The following is a 16381-nucleotide window of genomic DNA, read 5'->3' as shown; positions in this document are numbered from 1 at the left end:
CGAACGGTCCGCCTCCTGTGGTTCACCCACAGGAGGCGGACCGTTCCGCGTGCGCGGCGGGAAACCCTTCCTCCCGCTCTGTCCACAGGGCGGCGGACCGCTCCGCGTGCAGCCGTTAGTGTGGGCCTCCGTCCGAGACGCTTCCCACGCCCCCCGCGGGCGACCCCGGCCGGAGGGCCCGTAGCTCGATGTCCTCGACTCCTGAGTTTCCGCGACACGTCGTCACCGCCGTGCTCGTCACCCACGACGGCGCCCGCTGGCTGCCGGACGCCCTCGCCGGGCTGCTCGCCCAGGAACGCCCCGTGCAGAACGTGGTCGCCGCCGACACCGGCAGCGCCGACCACTCGGCGCAGCTCCTGGCCGACGCCATCGGCGCCGATCGCGTCCTCCACCTCGCGCGCCGCACCGGCTTCGGCGCCGCCGTCGAGGAGGCCGTCCGCACCGCGCCCGTGCTCGGACCCGAGGACCTCGACTATCTGAAGCGCCCCAGCGGCTGGGACCCGGTCAGCCGGACCTGGAACGACGAGGCGTACGACCTCCCCGAACTCCCGCACGGCGAACCGGTCCAGTGGCTCTGGCTGCTCCACGACGACTGCGCACCCGAGCCCGGCGCCCTCGCCGAACTCCTGCGCGTCGCCGACTCCGACACGGACGCCGCCGTCATCGGCCCCAAGCTGCGCGGCTGGTACGACCGCAAGCAGCTCCTGGAGACCGGCGTCTCCATCGCCCGCAGCGGCCGCCGCTGGACCGGACTCGACCGCCGCGAGCAGGACCAGGGCCAGCACGACCAGGTCCGCTCCGTCCTCTCCGTCTCCACCGCGGGCATGCTCGTCCGCCGCGACGTCTTCGAGGAGCTCGGCGGCTTCGACCGCCGCCTGCCCCTCATGCGCGACGACGTCGACCTGTGCTGGCGCGCCCACTCCGCCGGCCACCGCGTGCTGATCGCCCCCGACGCCGTCCTCCGCCACGCGGAGGCCTCCGCCCGCGAGCGCCGCACCGTCGACTGCGCCGGACGCACCGCCGCCAACCCGCACCGGGTCGACAAGGCCGGCGCCGTCTACACCCTCCTCGCCAACAGCCGCGGCGCCGCCCTCCCGTACGTCCTCGTCCGGCTCGTCGTCAGCACCCTGCTCCGCACCCTCGCCTACCTTGTCGGCAAGGTCCCCGGGCAGGCCGTCGACGAGGTCATGGGCCTCCTCGCGACCCTGCTGCGCCCGGAGAAGATCCTCGCCGCCCGCAAGCGCCGCAAGAACCCCGTCGTCCCCGCGGGTGACCTCCGCCCCCTGTTCCCGCCGCCCGGCGCCACCGTCCGCGCCGCCGCCGAACAGTTCACCGCCAACTTCGGCGGCTCCGAGGCCGATTCCGGCGGCTCCCGCCACGGCGTCGTCGAGTCCGGACCCGGCGGCGACGACGCCGACTACCTGGAGATCGAGCAGTTCGCCCGGCTCAAGAAGATCGCCCGCAAGCCCGGCCCGGTCCTCTTCGCCCTCCTGCTCCTCATCTCCCTGGTCGCCTCCCGCAACCTCTTCGCCGGCGGCTCGCTGGCCGGCGGCGCCCTGCTCCCCGCGCCCGACACCGTCTCCGAGCTCTGGTCGCGGTACGCCGACGGCTGGCACGCCCTCGGCACCGGCGGCACCCAGACCGCCCCGCCGTACCTCGCCGTCCTGGCCGCGCTCTCCGCGCTCTTCCTCGGCTCCACCTCCACCGCGCTGACCCTGCTGCTCGTCTGCTCCGTCCCGCTCGCCGGCTTCACGGCGTACTTCGCCGCCCGCGGCATCGTCGAGTCCCGGCTGCTGCGCGCCTGGGGCGCCATCGCGTACGCCTTCCTGCCCGCCGTCACCGGGGCCCTCGCCACCGGCAGGCTCGGCACCGCGGTCCTCGCGATCCTGCTGCCGCTGACGGCCCGCGCCGCCGTCGCCGCCCACGGCTTCAACCGGCCGGACCGGGGCAGCTGGCGCGCCACCTGGGCGTACACCTTCCTGCTGACCTTCGCGACCGCGTTCACCCCGGTCGTCTGGCCGCTGGCGGTCCTCCTCGGGCTCGGCGTGCTCGTCGTCCGCCGCTCCGACATCACCGCGTACGGGCTGCGCTTCCTGGCCGCCGTCGGCACCCCCCTCCTCGTCCTCGCCCCCTGGTCGCTGACGCTGCTCACCGACCCGGCCGCGTTCCTGCGCGAGGCCGGCCTCGACATCCGTACCGGCACGGCCGGCGCGCTCGACCTGCTCGGCACGAGCCCCGGCGGCCCCGGCACCACCGGCGGCCTCCTGCTGGCCGGCCTCGTCCTCGCAGGCCTGGCCGGACTGCTGCGCGAGGAGCGGCAGCTCGCCGTCCGCGCCGCCTGGGCCGCCGGCCTCGCCGGCCTCCTCTTCGCCGCCCTGTCCAACGGCGCGGGCGGCACCGGCTGGGCCGGACCCGCCACCCTCGTCTACGGCGCCGCCCTCATCGCCGCCGGCATGATCGGCGCCGAGGGCGGCCGCACCCGCGTCGCCGCCCACGGCTTCGGCTGGCGCCAGCCCGTCGCCGCCCTGATCGCCCTCGCCTGCGCCCTCGGCCCTGCCGTCGCCGCCGTCGGCTGGATGATCGCCGGGGCCGACGGCCCGCTGACCCGCCGCGACCCGGTCCAGGTCCCGGCGTTCGTCGCCGAGGAGTCCGGCACCCGCGACCAGCCCCGCACCCTCGTCCTGGGCGGCACGTCGCCCGGTGAGGTCACCTACACCCTGGTCCGCGGCTCCGGCGCCCGCCTCGGCGACGCCGAACTCACCCAGACCGCCGCGGACGACCCGCGTCTCGACGGCGTCGTCGCCCACCTGGTCGCCGGCTCCGGCGCCGACCAGACCCAGCAGCTCAGCGGCTACGCGATCCGCTACGTCCTGGTACGGGACGGGGCACCGCGCCAGATGAGCCGCGTCCTCGACTCCACCCCCGGACTCAGCCGCCTCAGCCAGCTCGACGGCAGCGCGCTCTGGCGCGTGGACCGCGAGATCGCCCGCGTCATGATCGTCCCGCCGGCGGCGAAGACCCCGGAAGGCGCGACGCAGGGGACCGCGGACCCGGCCAAGGCGCCGACCGCCCCCGTCGCCGTCGCCGCCGGCCCCGTCGAGGCCCACACCGAGATCCCGGCCGGCCCCGCCGGCCGCGTCCTGCGCCTCGCCGACCGCGCCGACGAGGGCTGGACCGCCACCCTCGACGGCAAGGAGCTGACCCGCACCACCGTCGACGGCTGGGCCCAGGGCTTCGAGCTTCCCGCCCAGGCCGGCCGCCTCGACCTCACGTACGACCAGCCGCTCACCCACAGCGCGTGGATCTGGGCCCAGGTCGGCCTCGCCGTCGTCCTCCTCGTCCTCGCCCTGCCCGGGCGGCGCCGCGAGATCGACGACGACCTCCCCGAGGAGGAGCTCGCCATCCCCGCCCAGGCGACCGAGGGCGACGGCCGTCGTGCCCGCCGCCTGCGCGCCGCCGCGGAGGCCGAGGCGGAGGGCGAGGCCGCCGAGGCCGGCGGCCAGGACCCGGCTCCGGAGACCACCGCGATCCCGGAGCAGCAGAACCAGGAACCCGGGGAATGGGACGGCGGCGGCGGTTACGACCCCGCCTACGCACCGGCCCAGGACCAGCCGCAGGGCGCCCCGCAGGAACAGCCCCAGGCGTACGCCGAGCAGGGCTACTACCAGGAGTACGCGGCCGACCCGTACCAGCAGCAGCCGTACGCGTACCCCCAGCAGGGCTACGAGCAGCAGCCGCAGCAGTACGACCAGCAGCAGCCCTACGCCGACCAGGGCTACGAGCAGCAGCCGTACGACCCCCAGCAGGGCCAGTACGGCGGGCAGCAGTACGACCCGCGGCAACAGGGGCAGTACGACCCGCAGCAGTACGACCCGTACGGCTACGGCTACGGGCACCCCCAGGGCCACGAGACCGAGCAGCGTCCCGACGGGAGCAGCAACCAGTGAAGCGCACGACCCTCTCCCTGATCGCGGGTGCCACGGCGCTCGCCGCCGTCACCGGCTTCGCGTCCCTCACCACCCCGGACGGCTCCGCCGCCCCCCAGGCCAAGGCGCCCACCCGGCTGCCGGTCGCGCGCGCGGGCCTGGCCTGCCCGGTGCCCAGCACCTCGGAGGTGGCCGAGACCCTCTACACCTCGTACACCCCGCCCGGCACGGACCCGGCGAAGGGCGGCACGGGCGGCTCCGGCGCTGCCGACCCGTCCGCCGCCACCGCCCAGCTGCGGCCCGCCGCGAACGCGACGACCTCCGGCGGCGCCGCCACGGGCGGCAAGAAGGCCACGGCCCCGAAGGTCCCGGGCACCGTCACCGCCCCCGGCAAGCCCGTCACCGCCGCGGCGAACGGCCCCGCCGCCCCCGCCCTCACCGGTGCGGCGACCGGCACCCTCGCCCCCGGCTGGACCGTCCAGCAGACCACCCTCGTCCCGGCGGGCGGCGCCCGCGGCCTCCTCGGCCTCGGCTGCGGCGCCCCCGACACCGACTTCTGGTTCCCCGCGGCCTCCACCGCCAAGGAACGCCAGGACTACGTCCACCTCACCAACCCGGACGACACGGCCGCCGTCGCCGACATCCAGCTGTACGGCCCCGAGGGCGTCCTCAAGTCCCAGTTCACCGAGGGCATCCCGGTGCCCGCCCACTCCACGGTCCCCGTGCTGCTCTCCACCCTCACGGCCGAGGCCGCGCAGCAGTCCGTCACCGTCCACGTCACCACCCGCAGCGGACGGGTCGGCGCGGCCATCGGCTCCGCCGACGAGAAGCTCGGCAGCGACTGGCTCGCGGCCTCGGCTGACCCGGCGAGCACCGCCGTGCTCCCCGGCATCCCGGCCGACGCCACCGCCGTCCGCCTGGTGGCGTTCGTCCCGGGCGAGGACGACGCCGACCTGAAGATCCAGCTGGTCACCCAGAACGGCACGATCGTCCCGGCGAGCGCCCGCTCCCTGCACGTGAAGTCGGGGATGACGGCCTCCGTCGAGCTGCCGGACCTCACCCGCGGCGAGGTGGGCTCGCTGATGCTCAGCGCCGCGGACCCCAAGAAGCCCGTCCCGGTCGTGGCCGCCCTCCGGGTGGTCCGCGGCAAGGGCGACGACACCGAGGTCGCGTTCGTACCGGCGACCGGCGCGATCTCGGCCCGCGCGACGATCGCCGACAACAGGGCCAAGGGGACGACGCTGGCCCTGACCGCCGTCGGCGCGGCGGCCCAGGTGAAGGTCACCGCCTCGGCGGGTTCCGGCGGGGGGACACCCGTGACGAAGACGGTCACGGTCAAGGAGGGCACGACGACGGCCCTGACCGACCTGGTCCCCCAGGGCCTCAAGGGCTCCTACGCGCTGACCGTCGAACCGGTCTCGGGCGGCAGGGTGTACGCGTCGAGGACGCTGGCGGTACCGCTGGACGGCGCCCCGGCGTTCACGATCCAGACCTTCGTCGACGACCGGGGCACGGTCGAGGTCCCGTCGGCCCGCCAGGACCTGGGAGTCCTGGACTAGGGGGCGGTCGGCACGGGCGGGGCGGTTCCCACGCGCGGGCCCGCCCCGTGGGTCAGTCCTGCCCGTACCGGGGGTCGACCGACTCGGGGGAGAGCCCGAGGAGCTCGGCGACCTGCTCCACGACGACCTCGTGCACGAGGAGCGCCCGCTCGTCCCGGTTCTTGGAGCGGATCTCGACCGGCCGCCGGTAGACGACCACCCGGGCGGGATCGCCCTTCTCGGCGGCCGCCGATCCGCCCAGCGGCACCGTCTCGCCCGGCACCGTCGGCGGCACCTCCATGACGAGGAACTCGACGTCGGCGAGCTGCGGCCAGCGCCGCTCGAGACGCTCCACCGAGTCCAGGACGAGATCGCGGAAGGTGTCGGCCCGGCTCGTGGAGAGCGGCACCTGAGGCGGGGCGACCGGTCCCCGCATCCCGCGGCCGTGCCGGTCGCGGCGACGCACCCGGGGCTCCGCCGGGGGCTCCGTGGAGTGGTGCGGGGGGCTCGGCGGCACAGGACTGTCCATCACTGACGCAGCGTAACGCTCATCGGTGCCCGCGCACCGTGGCGCATCCTCGCCACGTTCCCGGGTGTCCCGGAGACCCCCCTCCCCCTCCTGCCCGAACCTGAACGTTCCGGCCTTTCGCCCGCCCGATTCGCGGTCCGCTCACGATCGGCCATCTGGCCCTGGTTGACCGGATCCGTACCCCCGAGTGTCCGGATCCGGTCCCGGCGCCACCCCCTTGTGCCCCCTCCCACGCAGGTCGGAGAGGGCGCCGAGCGGAGGGGGGTGGCGCAGTTCACAGCGCGACACGGTGGAGTGACCTGAGGGAGAGTCGTCGCGGCCCGCTCAAGAGTGCGGTACCGTCCAACGTCGTGAGCCCTGTACGTCGCTGTTCGCGCACTGCGTGCGGCCGCCCTGCCGTCGCGACACTGACGTACGTCTATGCCGACTCGACTGCGGTCCTCGGCCCGCTCGCCACCTACGCCGAGCCCCACTGCTACGACCTGTGCGCCCCGCACAGCGAGCGCCTGACCGCCCCACGCGGGTGGGAGGTCGTGCGGCTCACCGACGCCTCCGCCCCGCCCCGCCCCAGCGGCGACGACCTCGAAGCCCTGGCCAACGCGGTACGGGAGGCGGCCCGCCCCCAGGAACGCGCGGCCGAGGCCGGCGGCAAGGGCGGCGGAGGCCGCGGCGGCGACCCCATGGAGGTCGGCCGCAGAGGGCACCTGAGAGTGCTCCGCTCCCCGGACAACTGACCGCAACCGGCCACCCTCCGCGTACCCCCTCCCCGCTCCGGGTAGTTTTGGCGTTCCGTACACGCGCCGCACACGCGTGCCGAGAACTCAGGAGGGTGGATCCGTGACTGCCGATCTGTCGCAGATCGTGAAGGCGTACGACGTCCGCGGAGTGGTACCCGACCAGTGGGACGAGTCGCTCGCCGAGCTCTTCGGTGCCGCCTTCGTACGGGTGACGGACGCGGACGCGATCGTCATCGGCCACGACATGCGCCCCTCGTCGCCCGGCCTGGCGGACGCGTTCGCTCGCGGCGCGGCCCGCCTCGGCGCCGACGTCACCCTGATCGGACTCTGCTCCACCGATCAGCTGTACTTCGCCTCCGGCAGCTTCGACCTGCCCGGCGCGATGTTCACCGCCTCGCACAACCCGGCCCAGTACAACGGCATCAAGATGTGCCGCGCGGGCGCCGCCCCGGTGGGCCAGGACACGGGCCTGGCGGAGATCCGGGAGCTCGCGGAGGGCTGGTCGGAGACCGGCGCGCCGGAAGCGGCCGCGACCCCGGGCACGATCACCCACCGCGACACGCTCAAGGACTACGCGCAGTACCTGACGTCCCTGGTCGACCTGAGGACGATCCGTCCCCTCAAGGTCGTGGTGGACGCGGGCAACGGCATGGGCGGCCACACGGTCCCCACCGTCTTCGAGGGCCTGCCGCTCGACGTGGTCCCGATGTACTTCGAACTGGACGGCACGTTCCCCAACCACGAGGCGAACCCGCTGGACCCGAAGAACATCGTCGACCTCCAGGCACGCGTCCTGGCCGAGGGCGCCGACCTCGGACTGGCCTTCGACGGCGACGCCGACCGCTGCTTCGTCGTCGACGAGCGCGGCGAGCCGGTCTCGCCGTCGGCGATCACCGCCCTGGTGGCGGCCCGCGAGCTCGCGAAGCACCCCGGCGGCACGATCATCCACAACCTGATCACCTCGTGGTCGGTGCCGGAGGTCGTCCGCGAGCAGGGCGGCGAGCCGGTCCGTACCCGCGTCGGCCACTCCTTCATCAAGGAGGAGATGGCGAAGACCGGCGCGATCTTCGGCGGCGAGCACTCGGCGCACTACTACTTCAAGGACTTCTGGAACGCGGACACGGGCATGCTGGCCGCGCTCCACGTCCTGGCGGCCCTCGGTGGCCAGGAGGGCACGCTGTCGGCCCTGGTGGCGGCGTACGACCGCTACGCGTCCTCGGGCGAGATCAACTCGACGGTGGCGGACCAGAAGGCCAGCGCGGCCGAGGTCAGGGCGGCGTACGAGGGCGGCGACGTCACCCTCGACGACCTGGACGGCCTGACGGTGACGGCGGCGGACTGGTGGTTCAACCTCCGCGCCTCCAACACCGAGCCGCTGCTGCGCCTCAACGTCGAGGCCCGCGACCGGGCGACGATGGAGCGGATCCGCGACGAGGTCCTGGCCCTGGTCCGCACCGCGGCCTGAACCCGCGTATCGCCCACCGCCGGGGAACGGGGCGCCCCCCGTCCCCCGGCGGTAGGCTGACCTGGCCCGAAACCGCTTGTTCGAAGGGACACCCCATGCCGCTCGAAGCCGGCCTCCTGGAGATCCTGGCCTGCCCCGCGTGCCACGCTCCGCTGAACGACCGCACGGCGGACGAGACCCCCGAACTCATCTGTACGAGCTCCGACTGCGGCCTCGCCTACCCGGTCCGCGACAACATCCCGGTCCTCCTGACGGACGAGGCCCGCCGCCCGTAAGCGGGGCCGACGGCCCGGAGCCACCTCACGGCGACGGCAGCCCCACAAGGGCGCCCGCAGGACGGCGACGCCCCCGAGCCCGACCGCCGAGGCACCGCCCCCGGGCCACGCCACTCGACGACGGGACCGGCAGCACGGCACCGGCTCACGCGGCGAGGGGACGGGACCCGCGCCCACGGCAACGCCCGCCCGTCCCACGAGGGACGCGGCCGGCGCCGCACGGCACGAGACCCGACTCGTACGGGGCCGGCCCGGGCTCGCGACGCACCACGGCGCGTCCCCGGCCCACGGCCCACGCCCGCCGGCCCGGTCCGCGGAGCCACGCGCCGCGAGCGGGGCGTTCTCGCACGACAGGGCACGGGACCCGGCCCGCACCCCGCCGCGTCGGCCCGCCCACGCACACGGCACGGGCCCGCCCGTCCCGTACGGCACCCCCCCCGCACCTCCCCGGAGGGCCCGCCTCCCCTCCCCGGAGAGGATCCCGTCAACGGCGACCACCTCCCACGGGAACGCCCTCACCCCTGCCGTCCCGGCTCCACGGGTGGTAGGGGTGGGAGCCGGCAGGCCCGGCCGAAGGCGGGGCCCCGCACCCGTACCCGCACCACCCCGCACCCGCACCCGCACCACCCCGCACCCGCACCGCAAGGCCCGCACCATAGAAGGTGCACGCACCACAAGGCACCCGCCCAAGCCGCCCGCCCCCAGGGCACCGCAGGGGCCCGCGACGACGACGCGACCGGAGGCACCCGCCCCATGCTCGACGAGACACTCCTCGACGCCCCGGACGACCTCGCCCTGGCAGACCGCCGCGGCCTCCTCCGCGGCGCGGCCGAAGCCGGCGCCCGGGTACGGACGGCGGCCAGGCACGCCGCCGAGGCCGGCATCGCGGACCTCCACCCCGAGGGCCGCCCCCGCGCGGTCCTCGTCGCCGGCCCCGGCACCGCCGCCGCGGCCGTCGCCGACCTGATCGGCGCCCTGGCAGGAGCCTCGGCTCCCGTCGTACGCCTCCAGCCGACCGGCGTCGCCCCCGCCGCGGGCGCCCTGCGCTGGGCGCTGCCCGGCTGGGCCGGCTCCGTGGACCTCCTCCTGCTGCCGACGACGGACGGCTCCGAACCGGGCCTGTCGCTCCTCGCGGAGCAGGCGTACCGCCGCGGGATCACCGTCGTCGCCGTGGCGCCCAAGGCCTCGCCGCTCACCGAGACGGTCAGCGGCTCACGCGGTCTGTTCGTACCGATGGCCATCGCCCCGAACGAGGCCCCGAACGAGTACGCCGAGAACATCGCGGCCAGCCCCGGCACCCTGTGGGCCCTGTTCACCCCGCTGCTCATGCTGCTCGACCGGGTCGGCCTCCTGGAGGCCCCGCCCGAGGCCCTGGAGAAGGTCGCCGACCGGCTGGACCGCACGGCGGAGCGCTGCGGACCGGCCATCGCCACGTACAGCAACCCGGCGAAGACGCTCGCAGCCGAGCTCGCGGACTCCCTGCCGCTGATCTGGACGGAGGGCGCCGCCGCAGGCCCGGCGGGCCGCAGGTTCGCCGCGGTCCTCGCGGAGCTCGCGGGTCTGCCGGCCCTCGCGGCGGAACTCCCGGAGGCCCTCCCCGCCCACGGCGTACTCCTCGCGGGCGACTACGCGGCGGGCGCGGACCCCGAGGACTTCTTCCGTGACCGGGTGGACGAGCCGCAGGCGCTCCGCGCCAGGGTGGTCCTGCTGCGGGACCGGCCGTCGGACGGCCTGACCGCCGCCCACGCGGCCCGCGAGCTCGCGCTGAGCCACGAGACGGCGATCAGCGAGCTGGAACCTGAGGAGGGCGGTGACCTGGAGACCCTGGCGGAACTCCTCGCGGTGACCGATTTCGCGGCGGTCTACCTCTCCCTGGCGACCCCGGGCCGCACGGCGCTCTGAACGCGCCCGGAACCGAGCCCCCTCCCGGGCCCCGCCCCACCCCCGACGGGCGAACCCCGTCCACCACCCCGTAACCCACCCGTCACCCGCCCCCTGTCACCTGTCTCCCGACACCCGTCACCTCACCATCCGTCACCACACCGAGGAGCTGGCAGGCACCATGGACCGCCTCGTCAACACCGTTCGCCCCTACGCCTGGGGATCCACGACGGCCATCCCGGAACTGCTCGGCGTCGCCCCGACCGGCGAGCCCCAGGCCGAGATGTGGATGGGCGCCCACCCCGGCGCCCCCTCCCGAACCGACCGTGGCCCGCTGAACGCGCTGATCGACGCCGATCCCACGGGCGAACTGGGGGAGCGTTCCGTCGAGAAGTTCGGCCCGCGCCTGCCCTTCCTGCTGAAGGTGCTCGCCGCCGGCGCCCCGCTCTCCCTCCAGGCCCACCCCGACCTCGCCCAGGCGCGGGCCGGCCACGCGGCCGAGGAGGCGGCGGGCATCCCGATCGACGCCCCGCACCGCATGTACAAGGACGCCAACCACAAGCCCGAGCTGATCTGCGCGCTCACTCCCTTCGAGGGGCTCTGCGGATTCCGCGCGCCGGCCGAGGCCGCCGACGTGCTCGCGGCCCTCGGCGTCGACTCGCTCAAGCCGTACGTCGACCTCCTGCACGCCCACCCCGAAGAGGCCGCGCTCCGCGAGGTCCTGACGGCGCTCCTGACCGCCGACCCGCAGGAGATGGCGCACACCGTGGCGGAGGTGGCCGCGGCCGCGGACCGGCTCGGCGGCGAGCACGCCCCGTACGCGGTCCTCGCCCACCACTACCCGAGCGATCCCGGCGTCATCGCGGCGATGCTCCTCAACCCGGTCACGCTCCAGCCCGGCGAGGCCCTCTACCTGGGCGCGGGCGTCCCGCACGCCTACCTCTCGGGCCTCGGCGTCGAGATCATGGCCAACTCCGACAACGTGCTGCGCTGCGGACTCACCCCCAAGCACATCAACGTCCCCGAACTCCTGCGCGTGGTCCGCTTCGAGCCGAACGACCCGGCCGTCCTGCGCCCCGAGGCCTCCCCGTCCGGGGAAGAGGTCTACGACACCCCGATCGACGAGTTCCGCCTCTCCCGTTTCGTACGGCCGGAGGGCGCCGCCCCGACCGATCTGACGAGCCCCACCCCGCAGATCCTGCTCGCCGTCGCGGGCCGCCCGAAGACGGGCGAAGTGACCCTCGTCGCCGGAGAGTCCGTCTTCGTGCCCGCGGGCGAGAGGACCGAACTCTCCGGTACGGGGACGGTCTTCCGCGCCACCGTCATCGCCTGATGCGACAATGACCGGCCGAACCGCGGCGACAGAGCCGGTGCATCGACGAAGGGACCCCGTACACCCATGAGCGCGTCAGGCGGAACCAAGGCGATCGTGGCGGCCCTCGCCGCCAACCTGGCGATCGCCGTAGCCAAGTTCGTGGCGTTCCTCTTCAGTGGTTCGTCGTCGATGCTCGCGGAGAGCGTCCACTCCCTCGCCGACTCCGGCAACCAGGGCCTGCTCCTCCTCGGCGGCAAGAAGGCGCAGCGCGAGGCGACCCCGCAGCACCCCTTCGGCTACGGCCGCGAGCGGTACATCTACGCCTTCCTCGTCTCCATCGTGCTCTTCTCCGTCGGTGGCATGTTCGCCATCTACGAGGGCTACGAGAAGATCAAGCACCCGCACCCCATCGAGGCCTGGTACTGGCCGGTCGGCGTCCTCCTCTTCGCGATCATCGCCGAGTCCTTCTCCTTCCGTACCGCCATCCAGGAGTCGAACCAGATCCGCGGCGGCCTCACCTGGACGCAGTTCGTCCGCCGGGCCAAGGCCCCCGAGCTGCCCGTCGTCCTCCTGGAGGACCTCGGCGCACTCGTCGGCCTCGTCCTCGCGCTCGGTGGAGTCGGCCTCGCCCTGCTGACCGGCGACGGCATCTGGGACGGCATCGGCACCCTCTGCATCGGCATCCTGCTGATCATCATCGCGATCGTGCTGGCCGCCGAGACCAAGTCGCTGCTCCTCGGCGAGTCCGCGGGCACCGAGGAGGTCGCGCGGATCGAGGCCGCGGTCGTGGACGGCGAGACCGTCACCCGCCTCATCCACATGCGCACGCTCCACCTCGGCCCGGAGGAGCTCCTCGTCGCCGCCAAGATCGCCGTCCAGCACGACGACTCGGCCGCCGAGGTCGCGAACGCCATCAACGCCGCCGAGGAGCGCATCCGCGCCGCCGTCCCGATCGCCCGGGTCATCTACCTGGAGCCGGACATCTACAAGGAGACGTCCGCCCCGGCCGTAACCGACCTGACGAAGACCACGGACGCCGACGGCCACTGACGACCCGGGGCGACCAGCTGTCCGGCGCCCCCTCGTCACACCTTCACCAGGCCCCCGGGACCCCACGGTCCCGGGGGCCTCGCACGTATGTACGGGCCGTGGATCACGCCCCGCGGCCCGATGCGGACTGTGGCCCGCCGCGCCGTCCGGTGTAGATTCGTGACCAGCCAGACGTCGCTGCTGATGGCGGTCGGGCGGTCCTCGCGGACCGGCCGAGGGAGAGAGGGCCTCCGACGACGGCACCGTGGAAACCCGGGCATTCCTGTGTCCAGGGACTCTCCGTGGTGCCCGGCGCCCCAACCGACCCTCGCACGCGAACACACGAGGAGCAGCTCAGTCATGACGACTGCCGCCCATCAGGACTTCAAGGTCGCCGACCTCTCCCTGGCCACCTTCGGCCGCAAGGAGATCACCCTCGCCGAGCACGAGATGCCCGGCCTGATGTCGATCCGCCGCGAGTACGCCGAGCAGCAGCCCCTCGCCGGCGCCCGTGTCACCGGCTCCCTGCACATGACCGTGCAGACCGCCGTCCTCATCGAGACCCTGGTCGCCCTCGGCGCCGAGGTCCGCTGGGCCTCCTGCAACATCTTCTCCACCCAGGACCACGCCGCCGCGGCCATCGCCGTCGGCCCGAACGGCACCCCGGAGAACCCGCAGGGCGTCCCGGTCTTCGCCTGGAAGGGCGAGACCCTCGAGGAGTACTGGTGGTGCACCGAGCAGGCCCTCACCTGGCCGAACACGCCCACCGGCGGCCCGAACATGATCCTCGACGACGGTGGTGACGCCACCCTCCTCGTCCACAAGGGCGTCGAGTTCGAGAAGGCCGGCTCCGCCCCGGACCCGGCCACCGCGGACAGCGAGGAGTACGGCTACATCCTCCGTCTCCTCAACCGCACCCTCGGCGAGAACCCGCAGAAGTGGACCCAGCTGGCGTCCGAGATCCGCGGCGTGACCGAGGAGACCACCACCGGCGTCCACCGCCTGTACGAGATGCAGCAGGCCGGCGACCTCCTCTTCCCGGCGATCAACGTGAACGACGCCGTGACGAAGTCGAAGTTCGACAACAAGTACGGCTGCCGACACTCCCTCATCGACGGCATCAACCGCGCCACCGACGTCCTCATCGGCGGCAAGACCGTGGTCGTCTGCGGCTACGGCGACGTCGGCAAGGGCTGCGCCGAGTCCCTGCGCGGCCAGGGCGCCCGCGTGATCGTCACCGAGATCGACCCGATCTGCGCGCTCCAGGCGGCGATGGACGGCTACCAGGTCACGACCCTGGACGACGTCGTCGAGAAGGCCGACATCTTCATCACCACGACCGGCAACAAGGACATCATCATGGCCGGGGACATGGCCAAGATGAAGCACCAGGCCATCGTCGGCAACATCGGCCACTTCGACAACGAGATCGACATGGCCGGCCTCGCCAAGGTCCCGGGCATCGTCAAGGACGAGGTCAAGCCGCAGGTCCACACCTGGACCTACCCCGACGGCAAGGTCCTCATCGTGCTGTCCGAGGGCCGCCTCCTCAACCTGGGCAACGCGACCGGCCACCCCTCCTTCGTCATGTCGAACTCGTTCGCGGACCAGACCCTGGCCCAGATCGAGCTCTACACGAAGCCGCAGGAGTACCCGACCGACGTGTACGTGCTGCCCAAGCACCTGGACGAGAAGGTCGCCCGCCTCCACCTCGACGCCCTCGGCGTCAAGCTGACGACCCTCCGCCCCGAGCAGGCCGCGTACATCGGCGTCGAGGTCGAGGGCCCGTTCAAGCCGGACCACTACCGCTACTGATGCCCCGGCCGGCGGCGCCCGCGCACTGACGCGCGACGCCGTCCCGGACACCCGTAGAGGACACAGGCAGGCCCCCCGCACCCCCGTGCCGGGGGGCCTGCCTCGTCCCGGGACCCGTCCGGCGGATCAGCACCGGCCGCGCCCAGGCCCTACCCCCACATCCGGCAGCCCCCGTCCCGAGGACCCGACCCATGCCCCGCGGCCGATATTCGCTCCATGACCCGCACGACCACACCCCCCTCGGTGACGAACACTTCCACTGCGCGCCCGGCCCCTCCGGCTGGCGCTACGTCTCACAGGTCACCACCCCCTCGGGCGACCATCAGGGCTCCGTCGACCTGGCCGTCGACGAACTCGGCCGCCCCATCCGTCTCGAACTCCACGCCGCCGGCTGGCAGGTCCGCGGCGCGGCCCTCGACGGCGTCACCTGGGTCCGCACGGACCCCACCGGAACCCACGCCACCGAAGGCAATGTGCGCGCCCACGCCTTCACCGGCATGTCCCCTGCGTTCCTCGTCGCACTCACGCGACTCCTGCGTCTCACCCCCGATTCCCCCGAGACCCGCGTCCGGCTCGTGGCCTTCACGGACCCGGTGCTCGCCCCCTTCACGGTCGACCAGTCCTGGGCCTTGCTGAAGAGTGAAGCGCACGCCACTGACAACGGCCCCCTGATGGTGGATGAGTACCAGGTCAGCGCCCTGGACACGGGCGAACGGCACACCGTCCACATCGCCGGCGACGTCGTCCTCTCGGCCCCCGGCATCGAGCTCGAAGCGCTGGAGACCCCGCCGTCGGTCTTCCCCTGACGATCAGGCGGGCGGCGCGAACCCGGTGGCCGGCGCCGCGGCCCCCTGGCCGTCGGCCACGGGGGAGGAGACCCCCGGCGCGGCCACCGGTGGAACCGCCGGCGAAGGCGCGACGGGAGGAACGACACCCGGCGCCGGCCTTCCCACAGCCCCGGCCACCCCGCTCACCGACGCCACCCCGGCCACCCCCGGCACTCCGGCCGTTCCCGCGGGGCCGAACGCGCGCCGCGCCTCCCGCGTCTGCCGCTCTGCCACCACCCCCGCCAGATACGCGTCGGCCGGCACTCCCGGCGGCGGAGGCGTCCCGGTCCGCGCCACCAGCTCGTCGGCCAGCCGCTCCGCGAGCCGCCGCCCCACCGCCGGGTCCAGCTCACGTGCCCGCGTGAGGTACTGCCGTATCTCCAGCCACAGGGACTCGGGCACCGCCGACAGATCCAGCCCCGCGAAACGCCCCACCAGCCACGGCGGCGGCGGAGGCACGGCCGACACCCGCGCCGTGGGTATGCGCTCCCGTACGACCAGCGTCCCCGCGAAGACGTCCCCGAGCCGTCGCCCGCGCTCCGACACGAGAGAGGCGGTACAGGCGACGACCCCGAAGGTCATCAGGATCTCCACGACCCCCATGGCCCCCCGCACGAGCGCGTGCCGGAACCGGATCGGCCCCCCGTCGTCCCGCACCACCCGCAGCCCGACGGCCAGCTTCCCCAGCGAACGCCCGTGGGACAGCGTCTCCACCGCGATCGGCGCCCCCACCAGGATCAGCAGGAAGGAGGCGATGGACACCGCCATCACCGCCGCCTCGTCGAGCGACGCGGTGGCGACGGCGAGCCCGAGGGTCACCAGCAGATATGCGGCCCAGACCACCGCCAGATCGATGAGCACCGCCAACGCCCTGCTCGGGAGCCGCGCGGGCTGCAACCCCAGTACGACGGCATCCCCGGTCACCACGTCACTCACGGCACCCACCCTTCTCCGACCTTCCCCGACCCCTCCGAACGCCAGTCTGCCAAGCTGACCCGCAGCGCGCCGCAGCAGTAGGGAACCGTCCGCAGCCGATGCCTGGAG

General features: G+C 74.0%; 12 protein-coding genes. 10 read left to right on the top strand and 2 right to left on the bottom strand.

Annotated features, from left to right (window positions below):
• Positions 1-188: 188 nt before the first annotated feature.
• Positions 189-3947, top strand: a complete 3759-nt coding sequence (locus OG392_RS14655) for a glycosyltransferase family 2 protein (protein WP_329279407.1) — start codon at positions 189-191, stop codon at positions 3945-3947.
• A complete protein-coding gene (locus OG392_RS14650) occupies positions 3944-5485 on the top strand; it encodes a DUF5719 family protein (protein WP_329279405.1) in 1542 nt (513 codons plus the stop codon). The genes OG392_RS14655 and OG392_RS14650 overlap by 4 nt, the downstream gene beginning before the upstream one ends.
• A gap of 52 nt (positions 5486-5537) precedes the next feature.
• On the opposite strand, the gene OG392_RS14645 is transcribed toward OG392_RS14650, so the two are convergent.
• On the bottom strand, positions 5538-5993 hold the full coding sequence (locus OG392_RS14645) for a metallopeptidase family protein (RefSeq protein WP_329287269.1): 456 nt from the start codon (positions 5991-5993) through the stop codon (positions 5538-5540).
• A gap of 299 nt (positions 5994-6292) precedes the next feature.
• Here OG392_RS14645 and OG392_RS14640 point away from each other — a divergent pair, with 299 nt between their 5' ends.
• The 8 genes from OG392_RS14640 (at position 6293) to OG392_RS14605 (ending at position 15316) form a co-directional block, all read left to right on the top strand.
• Positions 6293-6727 (top strand): DUF3499 domain-containing protein, encoded by a 435-nt coding sequence (locus OG392_RS14640; RefSeq protein WP_329287267.1) that lies wholly within the window; start codon positions 6293-6295, stop codon positions 6725-6727.
• A gap of 103 nt (positions 6728-6830) precedes the next feature.
• Positions 6831-8195: a phosphomannomutase/phosphoglucomutase gene (locus tag OG392_RS14635; RefSeq protein WP_329279403.1), complete on the top strand. Its 1365-nt coding sequence runs from the start codon at positions 6831-6833 to the stop codon at positions 8193-8195.
• A gap of 95 nt (positions 8196-8290) precedes the next feature.
• On the top strand, positions 8291-8470 hold the full coding sequence (locus tag OG392_RS14630; RefSeq protein ID WP_329279401.1) for a Trm112 family protein: 180 nt from the start codon (positions 8291-8293) through the stop codon (positions 8468-8470).
• A 753-nt stretch (positions 8471-9223) separates the two neighbouring features.
• Positions 9224-10372, top strand: a complete 1149-nt coding sequence (locus OG392_RS14625; RefSeq protein WP_329279400.1) for an SIS domain-containing protein — start codon at positions 9224-9226, stop codon at positions 10370-10372.
• A gap of 160 nt (positions 10373-10532) precedes the next feature.
• Complete coding sequence (gene manA, locus OG392_RS14620) at positions 10533-11684, top strand: mannose-6-phosphate isomerase, class I (protein WP_329279398.1); 1152 nt, start codon at positions 10533-10535, stop codon at positions 11682-11684.
• Positions 11685-11750: 66 nt separating this feature from the next.
• The gene (locus tag OG392_RS14615) at positions 11751-12716 is read left to right on the top strand and encodes a cation diffusion facilitator family transporter (protein WP_329279397.1); all 966 of its coding nucleotides are present in this window, start codon (positions 11751-11753) and stop codon (positions 12714-12716) included.
• Positions 12717-13055: 339 nt separating this feature from the next.
• Positions 13056-14510 (top strand): adenosylhomocysteinase, encoded by a 1455-nt coding sequence (gene ahcY / locus OG392_RS14610; protein ID WP_329279395.1) that lies wholly within the window; start codon positions 13056-13058, stop codon positions 14508-14510.
• A gap of 191 nt (positions 14511-14701) precedes the next feature.
• Complete coding sequence (locus tag OG392_RS14605; RefSeq protein WP_329279393.1) at positions 14702-15316, top strand: hypothetical protein; 615 nt, start codon at positions 14702-14704, stop codon at positions 15314-15316.
• Between the two features lie 3 nt (positions 15317-15319).
• Here the strand turns inward: OG392_RS14605 and OG392_RS14600 are convergent, their stop codons facing one another.
• Positions 15320-16273 (bottom strand): RDD family protein, encoded by a 954-nt coding sequence (locus OG392_RS14600; RefSeq protein ID WP_329279391.1) that lies wholly within the window; start codon positions 16271-16273, stop codon positions 15320-15322.
• Positions 16274-16381 lie beyond the last annotated feature (108 nt).

Origin of the sequence: Streptomyces sp. NBC_00691 (assembly GCF_036226665.1) — a bacterium.
Classification (GTDB): Bacteria; Actinomycetota; Actinomycetes; order Streptomycetales; family Streptomycetaceae; genus Streptomyces.
Note: the sequence above shows the minus strand (reverse complement) of the source record. Positions and strands in the feature narration are given on the sequence as shown.

Coding starts and splice junctions, on each gene's coding strand:
- OG392_RS14655 (WP_329279407.1), top strand. CDS start 189: ATGTCCTCGACTCCTGAGTTTCCGCGACACGTCGTCACCGCCGTGCTC.
- OG392_RS14645 (WP_329287269.1), bottom strand. CDS start 5,993: ATGGACAGTCCTGTGCCGCCGAGCCCCCCGCACCACTCCACGGAGCCC.
- OG392_RS14630 (WP_329279401.1), top strand. CDS start 8,291: ATGCCGCTCGAAGCCGGCCTCCTGGAGATCCTGGCCTGCCCCGCGTGC.
- OG392_RS14625 (WP_329279400.1), top strand. CDS start 9,224: ATGCTCGACGAGACACTCCTCGACGCCCCGGACGACCTCGCCCTGGCA.
- manA (WP_329279398.1), top strand. CDS start 10,533: ATGGACCGCCTCGTCAACACCGTTCGCCCCTACGCCTGGGGATCCACG.
- OG392_RS14615 (WP_329279397.1), top strand. CDS start 11,751: ATGAGCGCGTCAGGCGGAACCAAGGCGATCGTGGCGGCCCTCGCCGCC.
- ahcY (WP_329279395.1), top strand. CDS start 13,056: ATGACGACTGCCGCCCATCAGGACTTCAAGGTCGCCGACCTCTCCCTG.
- OG392_RS14605 (WP_329279393.1), top strand. CDS start 14,702: ATGCCCCGCGGCCGATATTCGCTCCATGACCCGCACGACCACACCCCC.